Below are 17,607 nucleotides of genomic sequence, written 5' to 3' on the forward strand. Positions count from 1 at the left end.
GGCGGGTCGCCGGTACCCGTGGGGAGGGCGGCCCAGGGGCGCGCGGTGGCGCGCCACGGTCACCGAGCGTCGAGGAACTCCCGGGCGGCGACCGTGAGCGCGTCCACGCCGCGCTCGATCGTCGGATGCAGCACCGGCGCGAAGAACGGCGAATGGTTGGTCGGGATGTCGCGCTCGAGGGTGCCCGCCGTCACGGCATCCGCGTACTTCTGGGGGTCGACCCCGCCCCAGAACCAGTAGACGAGAGGAACGCCGGCCTCGCGGGCGAACCACGAGACGTCCTCGCTGCCGGTGAACATGCCAGGGTCGATGACCGTCCCMTCCCCGAATGCGCGATCGAAGGCATCGGTGAGGCGGGCGGTGGCGGCCGCGTCGTTGATCGTGGGCGGCAGCGAGTGGTCGACGACGATCACGGGTGGCTCCTCCGCGCCGGAGGCCTGGGCCTCGGCGCGCACGACGCGCTCGACCTTCTCGAGGATGCGGGCGCGCGCGTCGTCGTCGGGGTACCGCAGGCTCAGCTCGAGCTTGGCCTCGGCCGGGATGATGTTGTTCTTGAGCCCCGCGTGGATAGAGCCGACCGTGACGACCGCGACATCCCGGGGGTCGACCTCGCGCGACACGATCGTCTGCAGCCGCATGACGGTGGCGGCTGCCATCACGACCGGATCGATCGTGGAGTGCGGGCGCGAGCCGTGGCCGCCGCGCCCGAGGAGGGTGACCGTCAGGCCGTCCGATGCCGCCATCTGGGTGCCGGGGCGCACGCCGATCGTGCCGGCCGGGAGTGGGGTGATGTGCTGACCGAGCACGATGTCGGGGCGGGGGAAGCGGTCGAGCACACCGTCCGCGATCATCGCCTGGGCGCMCTGGCCGTACTCCTCGGCAGGCTGGAACACGGTGACGACGGTGCCCGACCACGACCCGCGATCGGCGACGAGCCGCTCGAGCGCGCCCAGCATGGCGGTGATGTGCATGTCGTGCCCGCAGGCGTGCATCACCGGCACGTCGAGGCCGGCGGGGTCGGTGCCACGCGCCGTGCTCGCGTAGTCGAGGCCGGTGCGCTCGGCGACGGGGAGCGCATCGGTGTCGGCGCGCAGCCACACCACGGGACCCGGCTCGGCGTCGGAGCGCGCGTTGCGGATGACCGCAGCGATCCCGGTCCGTCCGATGCCCGCCTCGAACTCGATGCCGAGTGCGGTCAGATGCTCCGCGATGACGCCCGCGGTGCGGGTCTCCTGGAAGGAGAGCTCCGGATGCCGGTGCAGATCGGTGTAGATGGCTTCGAGGTCGAGAGACATGGCCCCGAGCCTACTCAGACGCTCCATCCCCGTCAGGCCGGCGGCGGGCCCGTCGATCCGCGGATGATGAGCTCGAAGGGCAGGTCAGCGCGGGCGAGCGGCTCGCCGTGCTCGTCGAGCGCGGCAAGGATCGCCTCCGCGGCTCGTTCGCCCTGCCGGAGGGGGAACTGGTCGACCGTGGTCAGCCGGAAGAACTCGCCGAGCTCGTGGCCGTCGATGCCGACGATCGAGAGGTCCTCGGGGACGCGGCATCCGAGTTCCCGGGCGGCCAGGAGGGCGCCGATCGCCATCTCGTCGGAGGCCGCGAAGATCGCCGTGGGTCGCGCATCCGGCCGCTCCAGCAGGCGCCGCGCGGCGCGGAATCCGCCTTCGATGGTGTACTCGCCCGGCTGGAAGGGCGAGTCCATCGGGGGAATGCCGGCATCCGTCAGCACCTGCTCGAACCCGCGCCGTCGCTGGGTGGCGACGCGGAAGTCGCCCTCGAACTCGGGGCTGGCGCCGATGTGCGCGATGTCGCGGTGGCCGAGCGCGACGAGGTGATCGACGGCCAGACGCGCGACCGCGACCTCGTCGACCACGAGCGTCGTCAGTCCAGGGGTGGGGCCGCCGATCGCGATCACCGGGAGGCCGATCTCGAGCAGCCACTCGGTCTCCTCGGCGCCCAGGTCGATCGAGATCGCGATCATCCCGTCGACCCGCCGGCGGCGCACGAAGGTCTCGAGGATCTCGCTGCGCTGCGCCAGGTCCGCCGTCAGCGTGTAGAGGGTGATGTCGTACCCATGCCGCTGCAGGGCTGTGGCGGTGCCGCTGAGCACGGTGCTGAAGAACCAGCTGTTGACGAACGGCACGAGCACACCGATGTTGCGGTTGCGGCCCGAGGCGAGGCTCGACGCCGACGCCGACACGACATAGCCGAGGCGCTTCGCGGCCGCTTCGACCCGCGCACGGGTGGCGGCGGCGACGGGCCCACGTCCGCTCAGCGTGCGAGAGACGGTGGCCGTCGACACGCCGGACGCGCGAGCGACCTCGTCGATGCTCACCATGGGCGGTTCCTCAACAGCTCCCCTGCGTCAGACGGAGAGCCACACCGCCGTGTCGACGGGCAGCGAGGAGCCGGAGAACGGCTCACTCGCCGCGATCACCGTGCCGCCGGGAAGGGCGACCGGCTTCGCGCCGAGGTTTGCAACGACCGTCACATTCCCATTCCGGAATGCGATGACGTCCGCGCCGAGCCCATCGATCCACTCGACCGTCCCTGCGCCGAGACCGCGTGCGCGACGAGCGGCGAGGAGCGTGCGATAGAGCGAAAGGGTCGATGCCGGATCCTTCGCCTGCACCGAACGCGCGAGGGCGGCCCACTCGGCGGGCTGGGGCAGCCATGACGCGCCGTCTGGGCTGAACCCATAGGCAGGGGCATCGGCGCTCCACGGGATCGGCACCCGGCAGCCGTCACGGCCGTAGCGCTCGCCGCCGCTGCGGAACCAGGTCGGGTCCTGGCGCACATCGTCGGCGAGTTCGACGACCTCGGGCAGGCCGAGCTCCTCGCCCTGGTAGAGGTACGCCGAGCCGGGCAGTCCGAGCATCACGGTCGTCGCGGCACGCGCCCGGCGCAGGCCGACTTCCGCGATGGGCTTGCCGGGTGACTTCGGTCCGATGCCGGTCCCCTGGGGGCTCTCCGCAGTCAGGGCCAGCCGCGATGCGTGCCGCACGACGTCGTGGTTGGAGAGCACCCACGTGCTCGGAGCGCCGACGGCGCCGAAGGCCTGCAGCGACCCGTCGATCACGCTGCGCATGGCCGCGRCATCCCACCCAGTCAGCAGGTAGGGGAAGTTGAACGCCTGATGCAGCTCGTCGGGGCGCACCCACAGCGCGGTCTGCTCAGGAGTCGGGAGCCATGCCTCGGCGCACAGCGCGCGGTCACCGTCGTACTCGGCGAGCACCCGGTGCCATTCGCGGAAGATCTCGTGGACGCCGTCCTGGGCCCAGTAGGGCACGTTCTCGTCGGCGCCGCCCATCGAGTCGGTGTCGGCAGGCGGGATGTAGTCGGGGAGCCCTTCCGTCTTGACGAGGCCGTGCGCGACATCCACCCGGAAGCCGTCCGTGCCGCGATCGAGCCAGAAGCGCAGGATCCGGCGGAACTCCGCGTGCACCTCTGGGTTGGACCAGTCGAAGTCGGGCTGCGTCACGTCGAACAGGTGCAGATACCACTGGCCCGGCTGCCCGTCGGCCTCGATGACGCGCGTCCACGCGGCACCGCCGAAGACCGACTCCCAGTTGTTCGGCGGCAGCTCACCCTGCGTGCCCTCGCCCTCGCGGAAGAGGTAGCGCGCGCGTTCGGGACTTCCCGGGCCGGCGGCGAGGGCCTGCTGGAACCACACGTGCTGATCGGACGAGTGGTTCGGCACCAGATCGATGACGACGCGGATGCCGCGGGCATGCGCCTGCGCGAGCATCTCGTCGAAGTCGCCCAGGGTGCCGAAGAGCGGGTCCACGTCGCAGTAGTCGGCGACGTCGTAGCCGGCGTCCTTCTGGGGCGATCGCTGGAAGGGGCTCAGCCACAGCGCGTCGACGCCGAGGGCCGCGAGGTCGTCCAGATGCGCCGTCACACCGGGGAGATCGCCGATGCCGTCGCCGGAGGCGTCGGCGAACGACCGCGGGTAGATCTGGTAGATGACGGCGGTGCGCCACCACTCCGCGCCGGGAACAGAGGGTGCGCTGGCCGCGAGGGCGACAGTGTCCGGTGAGGTCATGGATCCAGGCTAGTGCAAACGCTTACATTCCTCGCCGGTCGACGGCTGAGAACATGTTGCGCGGCTAAGGTTGGCGCGTGTCCACCGCCTCCCTCGCGCATGCCGAGTCCCTGATCGTGACGATCCGCGACTATCCCGAGCCGGGCGTGCTGTTCCGTGACATCACCCCGCTTCTCGCGGACGCCCGGGCCTTCCGCTCCGTGATCGATGCCATGATCGAGCCCTTCGCCGGCCAGTTCGATGTCGTAGCGGGGATCGAGGCGCGCGGGTTCCTGCTCGCCGGCGCCGTGGCGATCGCGGCTGAGGTGGGGCTGGTGCCGATCCGCAAAGCCGGCAAGCTGCCTCGGCCCGCGGCATCCGTCTCGTATGACCTCGAATACGGCTCCGCCACGATCGAGGCCCACGATGACATCGCCGACGGCACCCGGGTGCTGCTCGTCGACGATGTGCTGGCGACCGGCGGCACGCTGTGCGCGGCGCACGAGCTGATCGCAGCGCTCGGCGGCACGGTCATCGGCACGACGGTGCTGATGGAGCTCGAGGCGCTGGGCGGCCGCGCCGCCGTCGGCGACGTGCACGCGCTGTTCTTCGGCTGAGATCGCCCGCTCAGCCGGAAATCACCACGTTGACCGCGGGTTCTCCGGCCTGCATCCGCTCGATCTGGGTGCGTACGAGCCGCGCGATCCGCGGGCGCATGGCGCTCGACGCACCGCCCACGTGGGGCGAGATGAGCACGCCAGGCAGACCCCACAGCGGGTGCCCGGCGGGCAACGGCTCCGGGTCTGTGACATCCAGCGCGGCCCGGATGCGGCCACGGCGCACATGGTCGACGAGGGCATCGGTGTCGATGAGCGGGCCACGGCCGACGTTGACCACGAGCGCACCATCGGGGAGAGCTGCGAGGAACCCATCGTCCACGATGTGCCGCGTCCGGTCCCCACCAGGGAGGGTCAGGATGACGATCTCGGCGTGGGGCAGCAGCGCCGGGAGTTCGTCGACGCCGTGCACCGGCATCCCGTCCTCCTCGCGCGCTCGACTCGCCACCGCGGTGACCGTCACCTCGAAGGGCTCCAGACGTGCGGCGACGGCCTTGCCCACACCGCCGTAGCCCAGCAGCAGCACACGTCGGTCGGCGAGACTCTGGGTGAAGGCGGGTGCCCACACGCCCTTGGCGGTGTCGACCGCGAACCGGTCGATGTGGCGCTGCGCCGCGATCGTCAGCCCGAGCGCGAGCTCGGCGGTGGAGGTCTCGTGCACGCTCGCGGCATTCGCGAACGGCAGTCCCTGCGGAAGGAGCCGGTCCACGCCCTCGAAGCCGATCGACTGACCCTGCACGAGTCCGACGCGCACGCCTTCGAGCCGCTCGAGCACCCGCGCCATGCTCATGTACGGCGGCACGACGATGTCGAACGCCTGCCGGGGCGATGGGCCGTCCATCGGCCAGACGACGACCTCCACCCCGTCGGGGAGATCGCCGAGATCGGCGGCCAGATCGGCGGTCGGGACCGAGACGACGAGCGGATGGATGCTGTGGCTCACGGTTCCACGGTAGCGGCGCGCTGTGGTCGGGGGGTCGCCCCGCGGCGGTACGCTCCGGGCAGCGGCGGGTGTCCGCACAGGAGGCGACGATGCAGGTTCCCGAGATCAACTACTGGGCAGTGCTGCTTGCCACCGCTTCGACGATGGTGGTCGGCTTCATCTGGTACACCCCGAAGGTGTTCGGCACACGCTGGGCCAAGCTCGCGAACGTCGACATGGACCGGCCAGGCGCATCGGCGGTCGTGCCGATCCTGGTGACGCTCTTCGTCAGCTTCGTCTCGGCGTGGGTGCTCGCCGGCGCCGTCGACATCTCTTGGCACTTCTACGGCGGATCGTTCCTGTGGTCGTCGATCGCGACCGGGGTGATCCTGTGGGCGGGCTTCACCGCGGCGCGGTTCATCACCCACGACGCGTTCGAGGGACGACCGACGTCGCTGACCGTGCTCAACATCGCGCACGAACTCGTGACCTTCGTGGTGATGGCGCTCATCATCGGCGTCTGGCCGCCCGCCGGCACCGTCTGAGCCCGACCATTCGAAGCATCGAAACCACGCACCTCGCGCCAAACCACCGACTTCGGGGTGCCCAAGTTGGTGGACTGGCGCAGAAGAGGTGGATTCAGCGCGGATAGGCGCGCGGCACCGCTGGGCGCGCGCTATGCCGCGGCGGCGACCACGGCGGCGATCGCCGAGGTGAAGAAGCCGAGGCCGTCGATGCCGGAGCGCATCGCTTCGCGCGTGTCCGGGCCGAACCCCGACTCCACAGCGTGCTCGGGGTGCGGCATCAGGCCGACGACGTTGCCGCGCTGGTTGGTGAGCCCCGCGATGTCGTCGAGCGAGCCGTTCGGATTGACGCCGAGGTAGCGGAAGGCGACGAGACCTTCGCCGTCGATGAGCGCCAGGGTCTCGGCATCCGCGATGTATCCGCCATCGGCGTTCTTCAGCGGAATGACGATCTCCTGGCCTTGAGTGAACTCGCTCGTCCAGGCGGTGGAGGCGTTCTCGACGCGCAGGCGCTGATCGCGGCGGATGAACTGCTGGTGCGCGTTGCGGATCAGACCGCCGGGCAGCAGGTGCGCTTCCACGAGCATCTGGAAGCCGTTGCAGATGCCCAGGACCGGCATGCCGGCGGCCGCGGCAGCCTTCACCTCCGCCATGATCGGGGCCCGCGCCGCGATCGCACCGGCCCGCAGGTAGTCGCCGTAGCTGAACCCGCCGGGCAGCACGAGCGCGTCGACTCCCTCGAGGTCGTGCGAGCCGTGCCAGAGCGCCACAGGCTCAGCGCCGGCGACGGCGATCGCGCGCTGCGCGTCGCGGTCGTCGAGCGAACCCGGGAACGTGATGACCCCGATGCGTACGGTCATTCGACGACCTCGATGCCCACCACATCCTCGATCACGGAGTTGGAGAGGATCTCGTCGGCGATGTTCCGCGCCACGGCGAGCACCTCCTCGGTGACCTCGCCGTCGACCGCGAGCTCGAACCGCTTGCCGATGCGGACACCCCCGAATCCTTCGACACCGAGGCGCGCGAGAGCACCGGCGACGGCCTTTCCCTGCGGGTCCAGCAGCTCGGCCTTGGGCATGACGTCGACGACGATGGTGGGCATTGAGGAGCTCCGGATGTCGCGGGAAGGGGTTCACCCCAGTCTACGGCCCGCGACCGCCTCGCCCGGATGGACCCCGGCCGGTGCGGCCTCGGGGCAGCGCAAGCCCGCCGATCGGACCGTGATACAACCGTGATAATCCTCATGGGAGCGCTCCCTTGACATTCGTGGGAGCGCTCCCGTACCGTGAGTCTCCACGCCTTGGGAACGCTCCCACGGACAACGATCCCGGGTCACCCGGCCGGGGATCGAGCACCCTGCAACACATCTCCCACCCTGACCACACAAAGGAGTGACAGTGAATTCACATGCCTTCCGCAGGACCGCGGTGGCGGTAGCCGCCATCTCGGCATCCGCAATCGTGCTCGCCGGCTGTGCCGGCAGCGCCGGCGACGACTCGTCCGCCGACTCGGACGAGCAGATCACGCTCACGCTCGGCACGTTCAACAACTTCGGGTACACCGATGAGCTCCTCCAGGAGTACATGGACGACCACCCGAACGTGAAGATCGTCCACAACATCGCCGCGACGAGCGATGACCAGCGCGCCAACTTCTTCGCGAAGCTCGGCAAGTCCGGCCTCGCCGACATCGAGGCGATCGACGTCGACTGGTTCCAGGAGGCCATGCAGTACTCCGACCTCCTCGCCGAGGTGCCGGCCGACCTCAAGGGCCGCTGGCTCGACTGGAAGGAAGCCGCGGCCACCGACGCCGATGGCCGGCTTGTGGGCTTCGGCACCGACATCGGCCCGCAGAGCATCTGCTACCGCTCGGACCTGTTCGCGGCCGCCGGCCTGCCGAGCGAGCCCGACGAGGTGGCCGCCCTGTTCGACGGCGACTGGGACAACTTCCTCGATGTCGCCGACAAGTACCGCGAGGCCACCGGCAAGCCGATGATCGACGCGGCGAACGCGATCACTCAGGGCGTGTTCAACCAGATCGAGTACACCTACGACAAGCCCGACGGCACGGTGATCGCGACCGAGAACCCCGACGTGCGCGCGGCCTACGACCTGCTGGTCGACCGTGCCATCCCCAACTCGGCGTACGCGACCCAGTGGAACGACGACTGGACCGCCTCGCAGGCCAACGGCGAGTTCGCCACGATGCTGTGCCCCGGCTGGATGCACGGCATCATCTCGGGCAATGCACCTGACGTCACCGGCTGGAAGATCGCCGACGCATTCCCGAACGGCGGCGGCAACTGGGGTGGTTCGTACCTCACCATTCCGGCGAAGGGCGAGCACGTCGAGGCAGCGATCGAGCTCGCTGACTGGCTGACGAGCCCCGAGACGCAGATCAAGGCGTTCGTCAACGTGGGTGCGTTCCCGAGCCAGCCCGACGCGTACGAGAGCAGTGACCTGCTCGACTACACGAACGCGTACTTCAACGACGCCCCGACCGGCCAGATCGGCATCAACCGTGCCAAGGCCGTGACGGTCGCCCCCTACAAGAGCGCCGAGTACTTCAAGTACCACGCTGCCTTCCAGAACGCGATCACCCGAGTCTTCGATGGCCTCGAAGACAAGGAGACCTCGTGGAATAACTGGGTGGCAGAAGTCTCCGCCTTCTGATTGATCCGGTGTGGGGCGCNNCCCCCCACACTTCCCCCCAGTTCGTCATCGATCGATCGGAATCCACTCGTGACCGCGACCGTAACGCTCCCACCCGCGTCGCAGACGCCGCCATCCCCGGATCGGCCCGTGCGCGTCCTTTCGTTCAGCCACCGGCTGAGCAAGTGGGATTTCAAGTTCTCGCCATACCTCTACATCTCCCCCTTCTTCATCCTCTTCGCGATCGTGGGTCTCTTCCCCATCGCGTACACGGCGGTCATCTCGTTCCAGGACTGGGACCTCATCCGCAACAAGGGGACCTTCATCGGGTTCGACCAGTACGCCTGGATCCTCAGCAACCCCCACTTCTGGACGGCGCTGCGCAACACCTTCAGCATCTTCCTGATCTCCGCAGTGCCCCAGCTCATCGCCGCCCTGTTCATCGCCGCGCTGCTGGACCGCAACATCCGCAACAAGACCTTCTGGCGCATGAGCGTGCTCCTGCCCTATGTCATGGCACCTGTCGCCGTCGCCCTCATCTTCGGCAACATGTTCGGGGACAACCACGGCTTCATCAATGGCATCCTCGCGAACCTCGGCATCTCGATCCCCTGGCACAAGAGCGTGTTCTGGAGCCACATCGCGATCGCGACGATGGTGAACTTCCGATGGACCGGCTACAACACGCTGATCCTGCTCGCCGCGATGCAGGCGATCCCTCGTGATTACTACGAGGCCGCCACCGTCGATGGGGCCGGACCCTTCCGCCAGTTCACGGCGATCACGATTCCTTCGCTGCGGCCGACCCTCATCTTCGTCATCATCACCTCGACGATCGGCGGACTGCAGATCTTCGACGAGCCGCGCATGTACGACACCATCGGCGAGGGTGGGCCCGCCCAGCAATGGCTGACGATCACCCTGTTCCTCTACAAGATCGGCTGGGTGGAGTGGAACTTCGGTCGCGCCGCGGCGCTGGCCTGGATCCTCTTCCTCATCATCCTCATCATCGGCCTCGTCAACCTCGCGGTGACGAGAGGCCTTGTCCGCGACGAAGGCGGACGCGGAGTCGTCGTTCGGCGCCGCTTCGGCCGAAAAGGAGCCCAGCGATGACCGCCCTCGGCACACCGCCCCTCGCGACCATCTCGGAGGGCATCCCGAATGCCCGCACTCGCCGCCGTGCGCAGCGCACGACGAAGATCCGCGGCGTACGCGCCGGGATCTGGGTCTACGTCGGTCTCGGCGTCGTCCTCGTCGCCTCGGCGTTCCCGTTCTACTGGTCGCTCCTGATCGGCTCGGGCGATGCCCAGACGATCAACGACCCGAACATGTCCTGGCTGCCCGGGGGCAACTTCCTCGCGAATGCCGCAGAGGTCGTGAACAACCCCGCGGTCAACTTCTGGCGGGCGCTCTGGAACTCGATCTACAGCTCGGCCCTGATCGCGGCATCCGTTGTCGTCTTCTCGACGCTCGCCGGCTGGGCGTTCGCGAAGCTGAGGTTCCGCGGCAGCAAGGCTCTGCTGGTCTTCGTGGTCGCGACCATGGCCGTGCCGATGCAGCTCGGCGTCGTGCCGCTCTACATCCTGTTCGCCGACATCGGCTGGACCGGCAACATCGGGGCGATCATCATTCCTTCGCTCACCAGCGCATTCGGCGTCTTCTGGATGACGCAGTACCTCACTCAGGCGGTGCCCGATGAGCTCATCGAGGCGGCACGCATGGATGGGGCATCCCAGCTCCGCACGTTCTGGACGATCGGCGTGGTCGCTGCCCGACCGGCCGCCGCGATGCTCGGGCTCTTCACGTTCGTCTCGGCCTGGAACAACTTCTTCTGGCCGTTCATCGTGCTGGACCGTCGCGATCCCACGCTTCCCGTCGCGCTGTCACTGCTGCAGGCGAACTACTTCGTCGACTACTCGATCGTGCTTGCGGGTGTCCTTCTCGCGACCATCCCCCTCCTGATCCTGTTCCTGTTCGCCGGCAAGCAGCTCGTCAGCGGCATCATGGCGGGGGCGGTGAAAGGATGACCCTGACCGATCCCTCGATCACGAGAGAGGACTCCGCCCGAATGAGCGCGAGCACCACCCGGCCCTTCCCGTCCAACTTCCTGTTCGGCGCAGCCACCGCTGCCTACCAGATCGAGGGCGCGGCACACGAGGATGGCCGTCGCGACTCGATCTGGGATGCGTTCAGCCGCGTACCGGGCGCCGTCATCAACGCCGACAACGGCGATATCGCGTGCGACCACTATCACCGGTACGAGGGTGACGTCGCGCTGATGAAGCGCCTGGGACTGCAGACCTACCGGTTCTCCACCTCCTGGTCGCGCGTGCGCCCCGACGGGGGCGCTCTCAACCCGAAGGGCATCGACTTCTACAGTCGGCTCGTCGACGAGCTGCTGGATGCCGACATCCTCCCGTGGCTGACGCTCTACCACTGGGACCTGCCGCAGGCGCTGCAGGAGAAGGGCGGCTGGACCGTCCGCGACACCGCGGAGCGGTTCACCGAGTACGCGCTCGACATGCATGACGCCCTCGGCGACCGGGTCAAGGTGTGGACGACCCTCAACGAGCCGTGGTGCTCGTCGTTCCTCTCCTATACCGCTGGCCTGCACGCCCCGGGTCACTACAGCGTGGCCGAGGGGCTGCTGTCGGCCCACCACCTGCTGCTCGGGCACGGCAAGGTCGTCGAGGCGCTGCGCGCCCGCGACGCGTCGCTCGACCTGGGGATCACGCTCAACTTCACGGTCGCCGAGCCCGCCGACCCGACCGAGCCCGCCGACGTGGATGCCGCCCGACGCCTGGACGGACAGCACAACCGCTGGTTCCTCGACCCGGTCTTCCTCGGCGCGTACCCCGCTGACATCGTCGAGGACATCCGCGTCGTGGATGCCGACGCGGTCGCCGCCCTCGAGGCGGCGATCCTGCCCGGTGACCTCGAGACGATCGCGACCCGGATCGATGCGCTCGGAGTGAACTACTACCACGGCGATCTCGTGGGTGGTCGCCCCCCGGCCGATCCGCCGCAGGGCGGCGACGCGCCGACCGATCGAGAGGGACGCTCGCCGTTCCCCTCCTTCGAGGGCATCCACAACTACGAGCGCGGACTGCCGCGCACCGGGATGAACTGGGAAGTCGAGCCCTCCGGGCTGACCCGCCTCCTCACGCGGATCTCCTCGGAGTACGCGGCCCCCGAAGGCACAGTCCTCTATGTGACCGAGAACGGCGCCGCGTACGACGATGAGGCAGTGGTCGAGGACGGAGTCGTCCGCGTGCACGACGAGGATCGCGTGGAGTTCCTGCGCGGACACCTCGGCGCCATCCTCGACGCGGCCGACGCCGGCGTCGATGTGCGCGGCTACTTCTACTGGTCGATGCTCGACAACTTCGAGTGGGCATGGGGCTACGAGAAGCGGTTCGGCATCGTCCGCGTCGACTACGACACCCAAGAACGCTCGGTCAAAGACAGCGGACGGGAATACGCTCGGATCATCGCCGAGCGGGCGCTGGACTCATCTCCGGCTTCCGTGGCCGGATAGCAGCCAGGGGTTCGCACTGACATGAGCATCGAGTCCACCCACGAGAGCGTGACGATCGAAGAGGTCGCCGCGGCATCCGGCGTCTCCCGATCGACCGTCTCGCGTGTCGTGAACGGCTCGACGGCGGTGAGTCCCGCGGCGCTCGAGGCGGTGCAGCGCGCGATCGCCGACTTGAACTACGTCCCCAATCGCGCGGCGCGATCCCTCGCCAGCAAGCAGACGCACGCCATCGCGCTGGTGGTCCCCGAAGACACCTCCCGGTTCTTCGGCGACCCCTTCTTCGCGCCGATCGTCTCCGGGATCAACGCGTACCTGGGCAAGTCGGACTACGTGCTGAACCTCTTCATCGCGAGCGACGACCCCGGCGACAAGACGACCGACTACCTGCGCAGTGGCGCGGTCGACGGGGCGATCATCGTCTCGCACCACACGAGCGACACGTTCATCGACCGGATCGCCTCGGCGGTGCCTGTCGTGTACGGCGGCCGCCCGCCGCGTGAGCGCGAGGGCGACTACTACGTGGATGTCGACAATGTGCGTGGCGGGCAGGATGCCGTGGCCTATCTGATCGCGCGTGGTCACCGCCGCATCGCCACCATCGCCGGCCCACTGACGATGCCTGCGGGCGTCGACCGTCTGCAGGGCTACCGTCAGGCGCTCGCCGAAGCGGGACTGCCCGAGGGGGCGGTTGAGGAGGGCGAATTCACGACCGAGGGCGGTGCCGACGCGATGCGGCGCATCCTCGACCGCGGCGGCGATCCGCCCGACGCGATCTTCATCGCGAGCGACCTCATGGCCCAGGGTGCGCTCGCCGTGCTCGGCGCAGCCGGGCTGAGGGTGCCGGAGGATGTCGCGATCATCGGCTACGACGACTCGCCGGTCGCGACATCCGTCATCCCGCAGCTGACGACGCTGCGTCAGCCGTCCTTCGCCCAGGGCGAGAAGATGGCGAGCACACTCGTTGAACTGCTGGCCGGCCGACACCCGCAGCGCATCACGATCCTTGACACCGAGCTCGTGATCCGCGACTCGGCCTAGCCGCGGATCACCGAGCGCACCGGAGCTACTGCGGGTCGCCGCCCAGTGGGCCGACGGCCGGGATCGGACCGCCGTCGTCGGCGCCGGTCTTGCGCCAGCGGGCCACCGCGTTGCCGAGGTGGTAGATCAGCAGGGCAGCCGCGGCCGAGATGACGATCGCCCCGAGTTGGAAGTCGCCCCACTGGATCGAGAAGCCCGCGATCGCCATCACTAGGGCCACCGCTCCGGTGTACTGGTTGACCGGCCGCGAGAAGTCGACGCGGTTGTCGACCCAGATCTTGATGCCGATGATGCCGATCAGGCCATAGAGCGCGGTCGTCACCCCGCCGAGCACACCAGGCGGGACTGAGTTGAACAGGGCGCCGACCTTCGGGGAGAGACTCAGCAGCACCGCCGTGAATCCCGCAACCCAGTAGGCGGCGGTCGAGTACACGCGGGTCGCGGCCATGACCCCGATGTTCTCGCCATAGGTCGTGGTGCCCGAACCGCCGAAGAGACCGGCCATGGTGGTCGCCAGGCCGTCGGCGATGAGGGCGCGTCCGGTCTGCTGGTTGACCGAGGCATCCGTCATCGTCGCCACCCCGCGCACGTGCCCGACGTTCTCGGCGATCAGCACGAGCACCACGGGAAGGAACATCGCGATGACACTCCACGTGCCGGGCGAGGCGAAGTCGGCGAGCTGGAACTCCGGCGGGCCGAACCACTTGGCCTCGGCGAGTGCCGAGTAGTCGACCTCGCCGCTGATCAGGGCGACGACATACCCCACGACCACGCCGAGGACGATCGAGATGCGCCCGAGGAAACCGCGGAAGAGGACGCTGAAGAGGATGACGGCGGTCAGCGTGATCGTGCCCGTCAGCGGCTGCTGCTGGAAGTTGGACCACGCCACCGGTGCGAGGTTGAACCCGATCAGCGCGACGATCGTGCCCGCGACGACCGGGGGCATGAGCTTGTCGATCCAGCCGATGCCGGCGAACTGCACGACGAAGCCGATCGCGGCGAGCAGGATGCCGACGGCAGCGATTCCCGCGAGCGCCGAGCCCATGCCGACCGACGCGGTCGCCGCCGTGACGGGCGCGATGAACGCGAACGACGAGCCGAGGTAGCTCGGGAGCTTGTTCCGCGTGACGATCAGGAACAGGATCGTGCCCAGCCCGGAGAACAGCAGTGTCGTGGAGACCGGGAAGCCCGTCAGCACCGGCACCAGGAAGGTCGCGCCGAACATCGCGATCACGTGCTGCACGCCGATGGCGATCGTGGCGCCCCACGCCAGGCGCTCGTCGGGCCGCACCACCTGGCCAGGCTCGACGGTGCGGCCGTTGCCGTGCAGGGTCCAGACGGGCATGCGAGCTCCTCGGGGGAATGGGATGGATGCCCGATCACCCTACCTGTGAGTTCCCTGGGAGCGCCAAAGCGGCCGGCTCCGGCCGTGCGTCGCCCCGCAGCGGGCCGACCTCGCGGCCCGGCCTTTCCGGTCGGTGCCCCGGCCGCTACCCTGCGACCACCAGCACCCACCCGGTCCCGTTCCGCCCTCGCCGAGAGAGGACCCCGTATGGACTCGCCGCGTGCGCCGCGCTGGAGCATCCGCCTTCCCGATCTGCGAGGCACTCGGGCCGTGGTCACCGGCGCGAGCGATGGCGTCGGCACCGAGATCGCGCGCGGCCTGGCGCAGGCCGGCGCCGAGGTCGTGCTGCCGGTGCGCAACCGGGCGAAAGGGGAGCGGGTCGTCGCGCGCATCCGCGCGGAGGTGACGGATGCCGCACTCGAGCTCGTCGACCTCGATCTCGCCGACCTCGGCTCGGTGGCGGGATGCGCCGACGCCCTCCGCGCCGACGGGCGACCCATCCACCTCCTGGTGCTCAACGCGGGCATGATCGCGCTCGGCGACCCCGTTCGGCACACGAGCGTGGATGGATTCGAGCTGCACTTCCAGACCAACCATCTCGGTCACTTCGCGCTCGCGGTGGGGATCTTTCCGCTCCTGCGGGCGGGCCAGGCGCGCGTCACGGTGCAGAGCAGTCTCGCCGCCAACTTCGTCAGCATCCCGTGGGACGATCTGCAGCTCGAACGCCGATACTCCGCGGTGAGGGCCTATGGCGCATCGAAGGTCGCGCTGAGCCTGTTCGGTCTCGAGCTGGGGCGACGGAGTTCCTCAGTCGGCTGGGGCATCACGACCGACCTCTCCCATCCGGGCATCTCCGCGAGCACGAACATCGCCCCGGCTGCGCTGCGTGAGGGCCGCGGCATCGGCACGCGAATCGGGCGGAAGCTGACCGACAGCGTGGTCGGCGGCACGCCGGCCGAGGCATCCCTCCCCGCGCTCTTCGCCGTCGCGAGCCCAGACTCCTCTCCCGGTGCGTTCTACGGTCCTGGTGGCTTCGGGCACTTCCAGGGGCCGCCGCGACCACAGCGGCTGCACCGCCGACTTCGGGACGAGGCTGCCGCAGCGCGCTGCTGGGCCGTCTCCGAGGAGCTGGCCGGGGTCAGGCTGAGGTGAGGCGATCCAGCAGTTCCCGGTAGCGCGCGGCGGTGCGCTCCACGATGTCGGCGGGGAGCTCCGGCGGGGTGCCCGTCTTGTCCCAGTTCGCGGCGAGCCAGTCGCGCACGATCTGCTTGTCGAAGCTCGCCATCCGCTCCTCGGGCGTGGTGCCCGCGCTCCAGGCTGCGGCATCCCAGTACCGCGACGAATCGCTCGTGAGCACCTCGTCGGCGAGCGTCAGCACGCCCCGGGGGTCGACCCCGAATTCGAACTTGGTGTCGGCGAGGATCAGACCGTGCGCCTCCGCCGTCGCGGCGGCGCGGGCGTAGATCTCCAGCGACAGCGCACGCAGCTCCTCGGCGCGCGCGGCCCCGACGAGCTCCACCGTGCGATCGAACGAGATGTTCTCGTCGTGCTCGCCCATCGGCGCCTTGAACGCCGGGGTGAAGATCGGCTCGGGCAGCCGGTCGCCGTTCTGAAGGCCATCGGGCAGCGGGATGCCGCAGACCGTGCGCGTCTCCAGGTACTCGGCCCAGCCCGACCCGGTCAGGTAGCCGCGGACGACGCACTCGATCGGCTGCATGTCGAGGCTGCGCACGACCATCGCGCGCCCCGCGACCGAGTCCGGGATGAGCGAGTGCAGGTCGTCTGCGGTGCCGGCGACCCCGTCGGCGCCCGCGGAGAGCACCGAGGTCGCCGCGAGATGGTTCGGGATGCCGCGTCCGCCGTCGCCGCCGGCCAGGCGGTCGAACCACCACAGGCTGAGGGTCGTGAGGAGCTCGCCCTTGCCGGGGATGCCAGGACTCAGGACATGGTCGAACGCGCTGACGCGGTCGCTCGCGACGACCAGCATCCGGTCGGCACTCGCGGAACCCGTCGAGTCGTCGGGAACATAGAGGTCGCGGACCTTGCCCGAATAGACGTGCCGCCAGCCGGGGAGGTCGAGAAGTTCGGTCACCTAGCCATTATCGCGGGGTGATCTCGTCGAGGTAGGCGAACGCCTCCCCGATGAGGGGTGCCCATCGCTCGGGAGCGTTCGGATCGACGACGACCCACTCCCGCATGGTGCGCTCGCGCATGACCATGCGCTCGGCGGAGCCGGCGGCGACGAGCTCGTCGGCACGGGCCTCGGGCACCTTGATGAGCAGCTCGCCGCCCGACGCGACGAACGCGAAGACCTTGCCACGCACGCGCAATCCGTCGCTGCCGAACATCGGGCCGATGTCGACGTCATCGCGACCCAGGAACTCCTGCGCGATCGGATCGAAGACGCCGTGGGCGCGTGCCACTGCCTGCTCGTCCTTCATGAGTCAAACGGTAGCGACGGGCCGCGACATTGTCAGGGCTCGACCTCGGAGGTCAGTGCTCGACGACGCGCGCGGCGATGTCGGTGCGGTGCTGGCCGCCCTCGAGTTCGATCTCGGCGAGGGCGCGATAGGCGCGGTCGCGGGCCTGCGTGAACGTCGTCCCCAACGCGACGACATTGAGCACGCGCCCTCCGGTGGCGACGAGTCCGGCGTCGGTCTCCGCGGTGGCCGCGTGCGCGAGGTGCACGCCGTCGACGGCGGACGCGGCATCCAGTCCCGAAAGGGAGCGACCCGTGATCGGGGCCTCGGGGTAGCCCTCGCTCGCGAGCACGACGGTCACGGCGACCGCGTCAGCGAACGCCGGGCGGGCAACGTCTTCGAGAACGCCGGATGCCGCGGCCAGCAGCAGCTCCGCCAGCGGGTCGACCAGCCGGGGGAGCACCACCTGCGTCTCGGGATCCCCGAAACGGGCGTTGAACTCGATGACCTTCACACCGTCGTCGG

At 69.1% G+C, this 17,607-nt stretch carries 18 protein-coding genes; 8 read left to right on the forward strand and 10 right to left on the reverse strand.

Annotation, left to right across the window (positions count from 1 at the left end):
- Positions 1–59 precede the first annotated feature (59 nt).
- Genes AC1DVT_RS00955 through AC1DVT_RS00965 form a run of 3 tightly spaced genes read right to left on the reverse strand, consistent with a single transcriptional unit; the run spans position 60 to position 4,045 of the window.
- Positions 60–1,295: an amidohydrolase gene (locus tag AC1DVT_RS00955; protein WP_477385735.1), complete on the reverse strand. Its 1,236-nt coding sequence runs from the start codon at positions 1,293–1,295 to the stop codon at positions 60–62.
- A 32-nt stretch (positions 1,296–1,327) separates the two neighbouring features.
- Complete coding sequence (locus tag AC1DVT_RS00960; RefSeq protein ID WP_477385737.1) at positions 1,328–2,338, reverse strand: LacI family DNA-binding transcriptional regulator; 1,011 nt, start codon at positions 2,336–2,338, stop codon at positions 1,328–1,330.
- A gap of 27 nt (positions 2,339–2,365) precedes the next feature.
- Entirely contained in the window at positions 2,366–4,045 is a 1,680-nt protein-coding gene (locus tag AC1DVT_RS00965) for a glycoside hydrolase family 13 protein (protein ID WP_477385739.1), read from the reverse strand.
- A gap of 77 nt (positions 4,046–4,122) precedes the next feature.
- On the opposite strand from AC1DVT_RS00965, the gene AC1DVT_RS00970 reads away from it, so the two are divergent.
- The gene (locus AC1DVT_RS00970) at positions 4,123–4,641 is read left to right on the forward strand and encodes an adenine phosphoribosyltransferase (protein WP_477385741.1); all 519 of its coding nucleotides are present in this window, start codon (positions 4,123–4,125) and stop codon (positions 4,639–4,641) included.
- Between the two features lie 10 nt (positions 4,642–4,651).
- Here AC1DVT_RS00970 and AC1DVT_RS00975 read toward each other — a convergent pair whose 3' ends face one another.
- Positions 4,652–5,584 (reverse strand): 2-hydroxyacid dehydrogenase, encoded by a 933-nt coding sequence (locus tag AC1DVT_RS00975; protein ID WP_477385743.1) that lies wholly within the window; start codon positions 5,582–5,584, stop codon positions 4,652–4,654.
- An 89-nt stretch (positions 5,585–5,673) separates the two neighbouring features.
- On the opposite strand from AC1DVT_RS00975, the gene AC1DVT_RS00980 reads away from it, so the two are divergent.
- Positions 5,674–6,108, forward strand: coding sequence for a DUF1761 domain-containing protein (locus AC1DVT_RS00980; RefSeq protein WP_477385745.1), 435 nt, complete (start codon positions 5,674–5,676; stop codon positions 6,106–6,108).
- Between the two features lie 131 nt (positions 6,109–6,239).
- On the opposite strand, the gene purQ is transcribed toward AC1DVT_RS00980, so the two are convergent.
- On the reverse strand, positions 6,240–6,947 hold the full coding sequence (gene purQ / locus AC1DVT_RS00985; RefSeq protein ID WP_477385747.1) for a phosphoribosylformylglycinamidine synthase subunit PurQ: 708 nt from the start codon (positions 6,945–6,947) through the stop codon (positions 6,240–6,242).
- Positions 6,944–7,192, reverse strand: a complete 249-nt coding sequence (purS, locus tag AC1DVT_RS00990; protein WP_457099873.1) for a phosphoribosylformylglycinamidine synthase subunit PurS — start codon at positions 7,190–7,192, stop codon at positions 6,944–6,946. Before purS ends, purQ begins: the two co-directional genes overlap by 4 nt.
- Positions 7,193–7,487: 295 nt before the next feature.
- Between purS and AC1DVT_RS00995 the strand changes: the two genes are divergently transcribed.
- From AC1DVT_RS00995 to AC1DVT_RS01015, 5 genes are all read left to right on the forward strand, one after another.
- Positions 7,488–8,762, forward strand: coding sequence for an ABC transporter substrate-binding protein (locus AC1DVT_RS00995; RefSeq protein WP_477385749.1), 1,275 nt, complete (start codon positions 7,488–7,490; stop codon positions 8,760–8,762).
- 129 nt (positions 8,763–8,891) lie between these two features.
- On the forward strand, positions 8,892–9,854 hold the full coding sequence (locus AC1DVT_RS01000) for a carbohydrate ABC transporter permease (RefSeq protein WP_477385751.1): 963 nt from the start codon (positions 8,892–8,894) through the stop codon (positions 9,852–9,854).
- Positions 9,851–10,768: a carbohydrate ABC transporter permease gene (locus AC1DVT_RS01005; RefSeq protein ID WP_477385753.1), complete on the forward strand. Its 918-nt coding sequence runs from the start codon at positions 9,851–9,853 to the stop codon at positions 10,766–10,768. The genes AC1DVT_RS01000 and AC1DVT_RS01005 overlap by 4 nt, the downstream gene beginning before the upstream one ends.
- A gap of 41 nt (positions 10,769–10,809) precedes the next feature.
- Positions 10,810–12,279, forward strand: a complete 1,470-nt coding sequence (locus tag AC1DVT_RS01010) for a glycoside hydrolase family 1 protein (protein WP_477385755.1) — start codon at positions 10,810–10,812, stop codon at positions 12,277–12,279.
- A gap of 21 nt (positions 12,280–12,300) precedes the next feature.
- A complete protein-coding gene (locus AC1DVT_RS01015; RefSeq protein WP_477385757.1) occupies positions 12,301–13,317 on the forward strand; it encodes a LacI family DNA-binding transcriptional regulator in 1,017 nt (338 codons plus the stop codon).
- Between the two features lie 25 nt (positions 13,318–13,342).
- On the opposite strand, the gene AC1DVT_RS01020 is transcribed toward AC1DVT_RS01015, so the two are convergent.
- Positions 13,343–14,662: a uracil-xanthine permease family protein gene (locus tag AC1DVT_RS01020; RefSeq protein ID WP_477385759.1), complete on the reverse strand. Its 1,320-nt coding sequence runs from the start codon at positions 14,660–14,662 to the stop codon at positions 13,343–13,345.
- Between the two features lie 207 nt (positions 14,663–14,869).
- Between AC1DVT_RS01020 and AC1DVT_RS01025 the strand changes: the two genes are divergently transcribed.
- Positions 14,870–15,814 carry an SDR family oxidoreductase gene (locus tag AC1DVT_RS01025; protein ID WP_477385761.1) on the forward strand — a complete coding sequence of 315 codons (945 nt, stop codon included), beginning with the start codon at positions 14,870–14,872 and terminating at the stop codon, positions 15,812–15,814.
- On the opposite strand, the gene AC1DVT_RS01030 is transcribed toward AC1DVT_RS01025, so the two are convergent.
- From AC1DVT_RS01030 to AC1DVT_RS01040, 3 genes are all read right to left on the reverse strand, one after another.
- On the reverse strand, positions 15,801–16,754 hold the full coding sequence (locus AC1DVT_RS01030) for a phosphoribosylaminoimidazolesuccinocarboxamide synthase (protein ID WP_477385763.1): 954 nt from the start codon (positions 16,752–16,754) through the stop codon (positions 15,801–15,803). The two genes, AC1DVT_RS01025 and AC1DVT_RS01030, sit on opposite strands and share 14 nt — an antisense overlap.
- Before the next feature lie 7 nt (positions 16,755–16,761).
- Positions 16,762–17,103, reverse strand: a complete 342-nt coding sequence (locus AC1DVT_RS01035; RefSeq protein ID WP_477385765.1) for a TfoX/Sxy family protein — start codon at positions 17,101–17,103, stop codon at positions 16,762–16,764.
- 52 nt (positions 17,104–17,155) lie between these two features.
- A partial coding sequence (locus tag AC1DVT_RS01040) for a phosphoribosylglycinamide synthetase C domain-containing protein (protein ID WP_477385767.1) occupies positions 17,156–17,607 on the reverse strand: 452 nt, incomplete at its 5' end.

This window comes from Microbacterium sp. P2_F9 (assembly GCF_056403635.1).